Source organism: Anaerotignum lactatifermentans DSM 14214 (assembly GCF_900142265.1).
GTDB lineage: Bacteria > Bacillota > Clostridia > Lachnospirales > Anaerotignaceae > Anaerotignum > Anaerotignum lactatifermentans.
Map to the genome: position 1 here is coordinate 1 of NZ_FRAH01000096.1, position 9,588 is coordinate 9,588.

A 9,588-nucleotide genomic window follows, 5' to 3' on the forward strand; every position below is an offset into this window, starting at 1 on the left:
CTGTATCTGGCTACCTTTGAAGCCACAAAAAAATGGACAACCACCATCCGGAACTGGGGTCAGGTCTACGGAGAATTAAGTATTATGTATGAAGGACGGCTTCCAGAATAAAAAGAACAGATTGGTTAAAACAGGCGGAAAAGCCGCCTGTTATTGACATGCCATCTTTTGGATGGTATATATAAAACAAAGGTGGAGTGCTTCATTTCAAAGCATTCCACCCAGTCTTATCATAGAAGAATCTTATTTACAGACTTTTCTTCATACCCTCTCTTAAACAATTTTAATTTGAAAATATTGTCTAACTTTTTGGGTTCAGTTCAAGACAAGGATTCCGGCTATTATTTTTATGTTTAGTGGGCAATTATTTCTGAAAAGAAGTCTGTTTTTATTTCATAGAAAACAGCTTCATTTTTTTATCAGTCGCTTCTTTCACAGCTGCCACCAGATAAGGGAACATATCTGTTGCAGAAACAGCGCCTGCTGCCAATGCTTTTTTGGCACCTTCCGCATATGCTACATTGATATCTGTAAAAATGTTGATTTTGCTGATGCCGCTGGCAATGGCATGACGGAAGTCTTCATCTGTCAAACCGGAACCGCCATGAAGCACCAGAGGTGTATCCATCTGCGCCGCAATGGTTTCGATACGGGCAAAATCCAGTTTCGGAGGGAATTTATAAGCTCCATGAGCTGTGCCTACTGCAATGGCAAGGGCGTCACAGCCTGTATGCTGAACAAATTCCAATGCCTGTGCAGGGTCTGTGTAAAAAGCAGAAGGATCATGTCCAGCCGCTTCCCCTACATGCCCCAGTTCCGCTTCCAGTGTTGCGCCATAGCCATGGGCAATGTCTGCCATTTCTTTTACTTTCTTCAGATTATTTTCATATGTATCTGTGGAACAGTCGTACATGACAGAAGTAAATCCCAGTTCCAATGCTTTCACACACAAATCATGGGTCAGACCATGGTCAAAATGCAGTACCACAGGCACAGATGCTCGTTTTGCCATAGGAAGGAGCATATCTGCTGTTTCTTCCAATGTGGCGGTATTCAGCAGTACTTCCGCTGTACCAATGATGACAGGACACTGATTTTCTTCCGCCGCCTGCAAAACACCTTTTGCCATTTCCAGATTCACTGCATTGAAAAGTCCAACGCCATATTTTCCTGCTCTTGCAGGACGCAATACATCATTCAAATTTACTAACATGTTTCTTCCTCCGTTTTCAACAAATCTTGTTTTTCCCAACCATTCTGAATATGTTCCAACTGCTCCGCAAATGGTTTAATGCCACTGAGGGCATCATAAGCCGCTACACAGCTTGCGCCTGTAGCTGACGCCAAATGCAAACAGGTTTCCAAGTCATATCCCTGCAAAAGGGCACTAAGAAAGGCCGCAATGGTAGTGTCCCCTGCACCTGTGCCGGAAAGCACTTGCTCTGGTGTATAGCTTTTCTCAAAACCGGATTTTCCTGCCCAATCCAGAAAATGCAATCCACTTTTTTGTTCCAATTCTTGCTGTACTTCTGCATCCGCCATATCATAATACAGCCCCGGTGCACCGCATTTGATGAGAAAATTTCTCGCGCCCATTGACCGCAGTTTTTCTGCCAAAGGCAAAATATCTGATAAGGATAAAATCCCCGTCACATCGCTGCCATTTGCTCTCTCAAGCCACTTTGCATAAGTTTCCGATGCAATCATCATACACAATTCTTCAATGCTTGGCACAAAGAAATCCACATAGGGCAATACCTGCCGCAGGATTTCTTCCCAGTTCTGCTGTGCCGCTTCAGAAGAAGGATCGATTGCTGCCAAGTCCAAAGAAGTCAGCACACCTGATTCATGGACTTTCTGAAAAATGCGCACCAGTTCTTTTCCGTTATTGAGGTACATATTTCGCATGATGGGCGGATACCCAAAGTGGAATAAATCTGCCTTGGCAATTTCCGCAAAATCCAGATCATCATATGAAAAAGTATGGTTTGCGCCAGGATGATGCAAAAACATACGGTCAATGCCGGGAATGGCAAGGACAATACTGTAAGATGTGGTAGCATCTGCGTCCACAATCATCCCTTCTGCCGCATGGTAGGATTCCAAAATAGAAAGTATGGTCTTTCCTAGAGCATCATCGCCAATCTTGCCCATGAGCTTTGTATCAATGCCCAATTTCTGCATGGCAAGTCCTGTATTGGCTACGGCACCGCCTGTATGAATGTCCGCCGCGCCTACGTCAATGAGCTTGCCCGGTTCCAAAATCTTATCCATCTGGGTTCCTCTGCCGCCATGAAAAACAGGCGTAATATCCAGACAGATATGCCCGGCAGCAACGGCTGTACGGTGTTTCTCCATGATTTCACCTCCAAAAGTTTCCAACAAAATTCTGTCCTTATTTTAGCACAATCCCGTCCTTCTGTCATGGACAAATTCCATGAAAAAAAACAAGAGGCAACTGAAGCAACTATCCTTTCAGAAAACGCTGTTTCCCATTCACTTTCTTTCTGAACAGGAACTGTAATCGCTGTCTTTTAAAGAAAACATACCCGATAAAATCTCGTAAAAATAGAAATAACTTTGGTAGAAATCCTACCAAAGTTATTTCTATCCTGACAAAACAAAAGCTGAAATCCTTTGTACAGCAAAAGATTTCAGCTTTCTTTGTTTTCTTATGAAGAAGCGAATCAAGGATTGCTTCCTGTTTCTCATCATTTCAATACTTCCGGCAGGAAATGTCCCTTTTCATAGAACAGTTCACCATCTGCATAAATCTTGCCTTCTTTTGTCATATCGTTGATCATATCCCAGTGGATGGCGGAAGTGTTTTTGCCGCCGGCTTCCTGGAAACCTTCGCCAATGGCCATATGCATGGAACCACCGATCTTTTCATCGAAAAGAATGTTTTTGGTGTGTTTCTGGATACCATAGTTGGTACCGATGGCAACTTCCCCAAAATAACGAGAACCTTCATCTGTATCAATATAAGAAAGAAGATTTACGTTCTTTTCCGCATCTTTGCAGACCGCTTCTACGATTCTGCCCTTTTCCACAGTCAGACGCACTTCCTCAAACTCATGACCATTGATGATGGAAGGATAAGAGAATGTGATATATCCATCCACGCCATCCTCTACAGGAGAAGTGAAGATTTCCCCATCGGGGAAGTTTTCCTGCCCACAGCAGTTAATCCATTTTCTGCCTGCCACATTGACACGAATATCTGTATCTTTAGAAAGGATATGAAGTTCTTTTTTGTCGTCCAGATACTTCACCCATTTTTCCTGTTCTGCTGCCATTTCTTTCCACTTAGCAACAGGATCGGCTTCATAGAGATAACCTGCCTGATATACAAAATCTTCGTATTCTTCCAGACTCATACCTGCGTTCTGTGCATCACCGTTGGTAGGGAACTGGGTACCGCACCAGCGCAGTTCTCCTGTGCCCATACGGTCGGAGTAAATCTTCCGGTTATCCTTATTGGCAAGTCTGCGTTCTTTCAGACGTTCCGCAGGAATAGACTGCATGGTTTTGGTATTTTCACTGCCCCATGCGCTAATCCAGACATCAGAGGAGGCACAGGCGCCAAAACGGATATTGGGACGTGCGTACTGTTCCGCTGTACCATTTTTCAGTATGGTAGCATCTACATCAGGAATATCCACATAATACTCCACCAAAGCTCCCTTCGCCACTGCTGCCCGTGCTACTGCTTTGATAAAGGGAAGTGCACAGTCCTCTGCGGAAATGGCAACTTTATCCCCTGCTTTTACATTGGTAGAATAATTTACCAGCACTTCTGCCAGTTTTTCCAGTCTTTCATCTCTCATGCCCTTCACCTCACTCTACAACGCACTGACACATTTTCATGGTCTGCAATGCGGCGTTATGGCTTTCCGGTGTAACCCCTGCACAGCAGGAAGAGTCTACGGTTACTTTTGCTTCCGGCAATTTTGTTTTAATCAAAATGGCATTGGATACCACGCAAATGTCTGTGCAAAGACCGATGAGTTCAATTTCCACTTCATCCTGTCCAATGGTTTCAAAGTACAGCATGTCCGCCAGTTCAGAAGAGCCGAATGTGCCTTTGTTTACGATGACGGCACCTTCCAGCGCCTTTGCCACTTTTTCATTGATTTCCCAGCCTTTTGTGCCTTCCACACAATGAACAACGGGCAGGAATTTTCCTTCCTGTGTTTCCAGATAATCGGCTGTATGGGTATCTCTGGTGGCATAGATGCAATCCTTGGGATATTCCTGAATCTTTGCCACTACATTGTCCACAATGGCTTCCGCTTCTTTTGTACCCAGCGCGCCATCAATGAAATCATTCTGCATATCAATAACAACCAGTAATTTTTTCATGTCGTATTCCGTCCTTTCGGTTCAAAAATAATAGGATTCTGTACTATTGTACCACGGTAAAAAATGGGTTTCAACCAAAAAGGATAGAATGATTTGACATGTGTATATACAACTTTTTATTTCTTTTTCTTCACAGGGCAACAGAATTCCGTTACATATTCTGCCGGATTCTCTGTTTCTGCCGGACTGACATGATAAATCATAAAATAGTTGCCGTCCCAGTCATAACCATGCTCTGCTACCCAGTTCGCAATTGCCATAGTTACCTGTGTGATCTGTTCATAAGGTCCACGGAAAACAACCCCTGCATAAGTTATTTCCAGCAATTCTTCTGACCGCAATGGAAGTTTTACATTCATAAGAGAAGGGGTTGTCAGTTGCACCGCAATATCCACATCACTTTCCCGATATTCCCCATCATAGAACACTGTCATATGCATAGCTGATTGATTTTGTGGAATATTCTGCGCCTGCATTTCTCTATGCAGCGTCTCCCATAGCAATCCTTCCACACTGTAAGAAGGAATCACATCTCTCACGGAAATCACATAATGTTTTGGCAATGTTTTCAAAGTTACTTCATAACCCATATTGATACCACCCTTTCGAAACCATTCCATAGTACTGTCCAGCAAACGAAGCTGCCCTTTCAAAATTTCCTGTTTTTGCAGTAAGTACTCCTTCTGTGCCTGCAAATATGCTTCCTGCGCATCTATGTCATGGTAATGACTTAAAATCTCACCAATGGCATTGACACCAAACCCCATCTGACGCAAAGTTTGGATTTTACAGGCGTGCAGCAGCTGCTGTTCCCCATAAAAACGATAGCCTGTAACAGAATCTACGCTTTGAGGTTTTAATATGCCTGCTTCATCATAATGGCGCAGCATACGAATACTGATTCTGGACAATTTTGAAAATTCACCGATTTTTAACATGGTACCGTACCACCTTTCTGTTTCTTTCTGTGCACAAATACAGCATAGACCATTCCATCATGTGAGAGTCAATGCTTTTTTCCAGAAAAATGAAAATCAGCACAAAAAACAGCAGCAACGACCAAATGTCGTGCTGCTGTCCAAACTTACTTGACTTCTGTACCGCCCCATTCCACAACTGTGAAACCATTTCGTTCAAAAGGCTGAAATTCTTGTGGTTTCACTTCAATAGGTTTTTCCAGAGAACGGAATGCCATAAACACTCGCAGGACGCTGTCAGGTGCAGGATGAATATCCAGTTTTGCCTGCTCTGTGTAATTTTCCTGCTGGAAAGAAATCAAATTATAGGCATTTTCCTGCATAAAAGGCAGCCAGTAAACAATAAAGTCATTGTATTCTTTTGGTGTCAATCCCATATCAGAAAGGGTTTTCTGCAAAAATGCCGCCGTATCTTCCCCTTTTACCACAAATCCTTCTGAGAAATCCACCTCCAGCTGTCCATTGCCTTCCCAGAACAGATAGGAATATTCCAGCCCGTCGGCATGGTTGGTTAATGTGCCATCGGGCTGTGCCGTTACCTGCCAGCCACCGTCATAAGTGGGATAGGTGACCGTCAAATCTCCGGCATAGTCCAATTTTACAGAAACATCCATAGTTTTTTCAGGGTAAAGATAGATGACAGGTTTTCGATAAAGAGTTGGGTCATTACTATACACTTTTTTCGGCTGAGAAAGAACTTCTGTCACTTTTTCTTCTTCACACCAACCTACATCCATCCCCAGCAAACGGGTGATATCTCTCAGTTTATAAAAAGTATATCCATCAATGACATAACCATCTTCCACCAATCCAATTTTTGTGACATCTAAATCATTTAGCAAAACAGACGCAGATGAGGCATACGCCTTTTTATTCTCTGTTCCTACATCGAAAGTTTTATTCTCAGCAACATATTGATACTTCTCTTTCTTTCTTACAATCGTAATGCTGTTTGTTTCCTTCTGATACTGTAAATCAAAATAGTGCATTTCATTTGTGGCATAGGCAGACACCATTTTTGCCATATCCCGCAGACGAAAATAGGTATACCCATCAATGTTGTAGCCCGGCATTTTGGTTTCGGTGCCATCCCAAACTACAGTTTGATGGACTGGCACTGCCGTTTTTTCTGTTTTTTCCGCTGCAAAGGCAGTATTTCCCATCAAAAATACAGCCGCTAAACATAAAGCAAACCCTTTCATACGAATCCCCCTTTTCCGTTTTTACTACATCATGTCCCTGTTTTTATGTTAGCACATTTGCGCTACATCGTCATCACAAAATTCTTACGTTTTTCCGTCGGTTTTCCTTGACAGCACAAGGCATTTCGGTTTATCATAATAGCTGATATCGGCTATGACCGGGAATAGTACAAAAGCCCTTTGTCTTCAGAAAACAGGCGGTTGATGCGAGCCTTGGCAAACCTTTTGGAACCTGCCCCGAAAGCTCCGCAGGGAAAATGCGGCGTATTCCGGCGTTAACGGATTTCGAGAGGACAGCAATACGTGCTGTCAAGGAGGGTGGCACCGCCAATGATACCTTGGTCCCTTTGTGTGGGGACGAAGGCTTTTTTTATGGAAAAATGTCCCTCTGGTATCCGAAAAAACAGAAAGATTTTTATAGAGGAGGAAACACCAATGGCAAAAGAAAAGAAATTTGTAGAATCCATCACCGATATGGAGCTGGATTTCCCCCAGTGGTATACGGACGTTGTAAAAAAAGCTGACCTGACAGAATATTCTTCTCTGAAAGGCTGCATGATCATCCGTCCTTATGGCTACGCAATCTGGGAACTGATCCAGAAACAGCTGGATGAACGCTTCAAAGCAACAGGTCATGAAAACGTATACATGCCCATGTTCATCCCCGAAAGCCTGCTGCAGAAAGAAAAAGACCATGTAGAAGGCTTCGCACCGGAAGTTGCTTGGGTAACTCATGGCGGCGACAAAAAACTGGAAGAACGTATCTGCGTTCGCCCTACTTCCGAAACACTGTTCTGCGAACATTACGCAAACATTATCCAGTCCTACCGTGATCTGCCGAAACTGTACAACCAGTGGTGCTCCGTTGTACGTTGGGAAAAAACAACACGTCCTTTCCTGCGCACCATGGAATTCTTGTGGCAGGAAGGTCACACAGCTCACGCTACAGCAGAAGAAGCACAGGAAGAAACTCTGAAAATGCTGAATGTATATGCTGATTTCTGCCGTGACGTACTGGCTATCCCTGTTATCAAAGGCGAAAAAACAGAAAAAGAACGTTTCGCAGGCGCTGCACACACATTCACCATCGAAAGCTTGATGCACGACGGTAAAGCACTGCAGTCTGGTACCAGTCATAACTTCGGCGATGGTTTCGCAAAAGCATTTGGCATTCAGTACACAGACAAAGACAACAAACTGCAGTATGTTCACCAGACCAGCTGGGGCATGACCACCAGACTGATTGGTGCCATCATCATGGTACACGGTGACAACAGCGGTCTGGTACTGCCTCCTATGATCGCACCTACACAGGTTGTAATCATCCCCATCGCACAGCACAAAGAAGGCGTACTGGAAAAAGCTGGCGAACTGAAAGATAGACTTTCTTTCATCTGCCGTATCAAACTGGACGACTCCGACAAATCCGCAGGCTGGAAATTCAGCGAATACGAAATGAAAGGCGTGCCTCTGCGTCTGGAAATCGGTCCTAAGGATATGGAAAAGAACCAGGCTGTTCTGGCAAGACGTGACACAGGCGAAAAAATCATTGTTTCTCTGGATGAACTGGAAACAAAGATCCCTGAACTGCTGAAAGATATTCAGGCAAACCTGCTGCAGAAAGCAACAGAACGTCGTGACTCCAAAACATACGTTGCACACAACATGGAAGAATTTGAAAAAGAAATCAACGAAACACCCGGTTTCATCAAAGCTATGTGGTGCGGCGATCAGGCATGTGAAGATACCATCAAAGAAAAAACAGCTGCAACCAGCAGATGTATTCCTTTCGAACAGGAAGAAATCGATACCGTTTGTGTATGCTGCGGCAAACCTGCAAAACACATGGTTTACTGGGGCAGAGCATATTAAGATATTAAAATAAAATCTGGTAATACTGAACTGCACCCCATTTGTTAGACAGTATGATATACTGAATAACAAATGGGGTGCAGTTCAGTATGATACGGATTTCAGCTTTTTTATTTTCTGATGAAGATGCCCCTGAAAACAGTCCTTTTATGATCTAAATATGCTCAAAATATATTCATATGCTCTTATAAATTTTTGTTCTTGAAAAGTCACTTTTCCCCTATTTCAAAGACACATATGTATGACCATAATCATTGTTCACCGATTACACCAGATCAGAAAAGAGGGATTTCATGATAAAAACACCACGAATTGTTTTAATTATCATTGGTATATTGCTTATCCTATTTTATGTGAGAGGATGCATTGCTTCTAAAAATGAACCGGAAGCCCCTGTTGCATGGAGAAGTGTAGAAACGGAAGAACTGGAACAAATCCAGTCCGATTTTGCGCAGAATATGCCGGAAACCGTTTATTTCCCTGCAAAAATCCCTGACACATATTCTTTACATCAATCTGAAATCCGTACCAATGCGGATAACAGCACAGAAACGATAGAGCATTATTTCCAGCACACCTATCTGGAAAACCCTAAAAAGAGAATTGATGCAACCAATATCAAGAGTGAGTCTCTTTGGTTCATACAGTCTAAGGACGCAGACTACATCCAAAAATATATCTCATCAGAAATGACGCAGTCTTATGAGGAAGGCACTTATATTTTCCAGTCAGGTGAACTGGAAAACACATTGTTCTGGAAACAAGGATCATGGATGTTCCTTTTGCGGGGCAAACTGGAACAACAGGATATGGAAACCATAGCTTCTTCTCGGCAGTGTGAAACTTTTTCTGTAAATATGTAATTGAAGAGGTTCTTCTATGGTAAAATTTAAATCATAGGAGGACCTTTTATTATGGCAAAACAGAAGAAACCCATACATCGGGTACAAATGACAGAGGGAAAACGAAACATTATTCATCAGCTCATGGAAGAATACGATATTCAGACAGCTGAGGATATTCAGGAAGCTCTAAAAGACCTTCTGGGCGGAACCATCAAAGAAATGATGGAAGCAGAAATGGAGGATCATCTCGGATATGAAAAATTTGAGCGTTCTGACAATGATGATTACCGAAATGGGTATAAACGCAAACGTATCAACAGCAGTTAT

Annotated in this window: 9 protein-coding genes and 1 other annotated feature; of the genes, 3 read left to right on the forward strand and 6 right to left on the reverse strand. The window is 43.0% G+C overall.

Going from position 1 to position 9,588, the window contains the following annotated elements:
• Positions 1–388 precede the first annotated feature (388 nt).
• The 6 genes from BUB35_RS16560 to BUB35_RS19720 all read right to left on the reverse strand — a co-directional run bounded on the left by BUB35_RS16560 (position 389) and on the right by BUB35_RS19720 (position 6,544).
• Positions 389–1,213, reverse strand: coding sequence for a class II fructose-bisphosphate aldolase (locus BUB35_RS16560; RefSeq protein WP_072853576.1), 825 nt, complete (start codon positions 1,211–1,213; stop codon positions 389–391).
• Complete coding sequence (locus BUB35_RS16565) at positions 1,207–2,358, reverse strand: carbohydrate kinase family protein (protein ID WP_072853578.1); 1,152 nt, start codon at positions 2,356–2,358, stop codon at positions 1,207–1,209. The genes BUB35_RS16560 and BUB35_RS16565 overlap by 7 nt, the downstream gene beginning before the upstream one ends.
• A gap of 353 nt (positions 2,359–2,711) precedes the next feature.
• On the reverse strand, positions 2,712–3,830 hold the full coding sequence (locus tag BUB35_RS16570) for an aminopeptidase (protein ID WP_072853580.1): 1,119 nt from the start codon (positions 3,828–3,830) through the stop codon (positions 2,712–2,714).
• A 10-nt stretch (positions 3,831–3,840) separates the two neighbouring features.
• Positions 3,841–4,365 (reverse strand): cysteine hydrolase family protein, encoded by a 525-nt coding sequence (locus BUB35_RS16575; protein ID WP_072853582.1) that lies wholly within the window; start codon positions 4,363–4,365, stop codon positions 3,841–3,843.
• A gap of 116 nt (positions 4,366–4,481) precedes the next feature.
• Entirely contained in the window at positions 4,482–5,303 is an 822-nt protein-coding gene (locus BUB35_RS16580) for a MerR family transcriptional regulator (RefSeq protein WP_072853584.1), read from the reverse strand.
• Between the two features lie 146 nt (positions 5,304–5,449).
• Positions 5,450–6,544 (reverse strand): hypothetical protein, encoded by a 1,095-nt coding sequence (locus tag BUB35_RS19720; protein WP_242949278.1) that lies wholly within the window; start codon positions 6,542–6,544, stop codon positions 5,450–5,452.
• A gap of 145 nt (positions 6,545–6,689) precedes the next feature.
• Positions 6,690–6,894: a binding site (T-box leader), on the forward strand.
• An 85-nt stretch (positions 6,895–6,979) separates the two neighbouring features.
• Between BUB35_RS19720 and proS the strand changes: the two genes are divergently transcribed.
• From proS to BUB35_RS16600, 3 genes are all read left to right on the forward strand, one after another.
• Positions 6,980–8,416 carry a proline--tRNA ligase gene (proS, locus tag BUB35_RS16590; protein ID WP_072853586.1) on the forward strand — a complete coding sequence of 479 codons (1,437 nt, stop codon included), beginning with the start codon at positions 6,980–6,982 and terminating at the stop codon, positions 8,414–8,416.
• Positions 8,417–8,709: 293 nt separating this feature from the next.
• Positions 8,710–9,279: a hypothetical protein gene (locus BUB35_RS16595; protein WP_072853588.1), complete on the forward strand. Its 570-nt coding sequence runs from the start codon at positions 8,710–8,712 to the stop codon at positions 9,277–9,279.
• Between the two features lie 51 nt (positions 9,280–9,330).
• A partial coding sequence (locus tag BUB35_RS16600; protein ID WP_200777624.1) for a transposase occupies positions 9,331–9,588 on the forward strand: 258 nt, incomplete at its 3' end.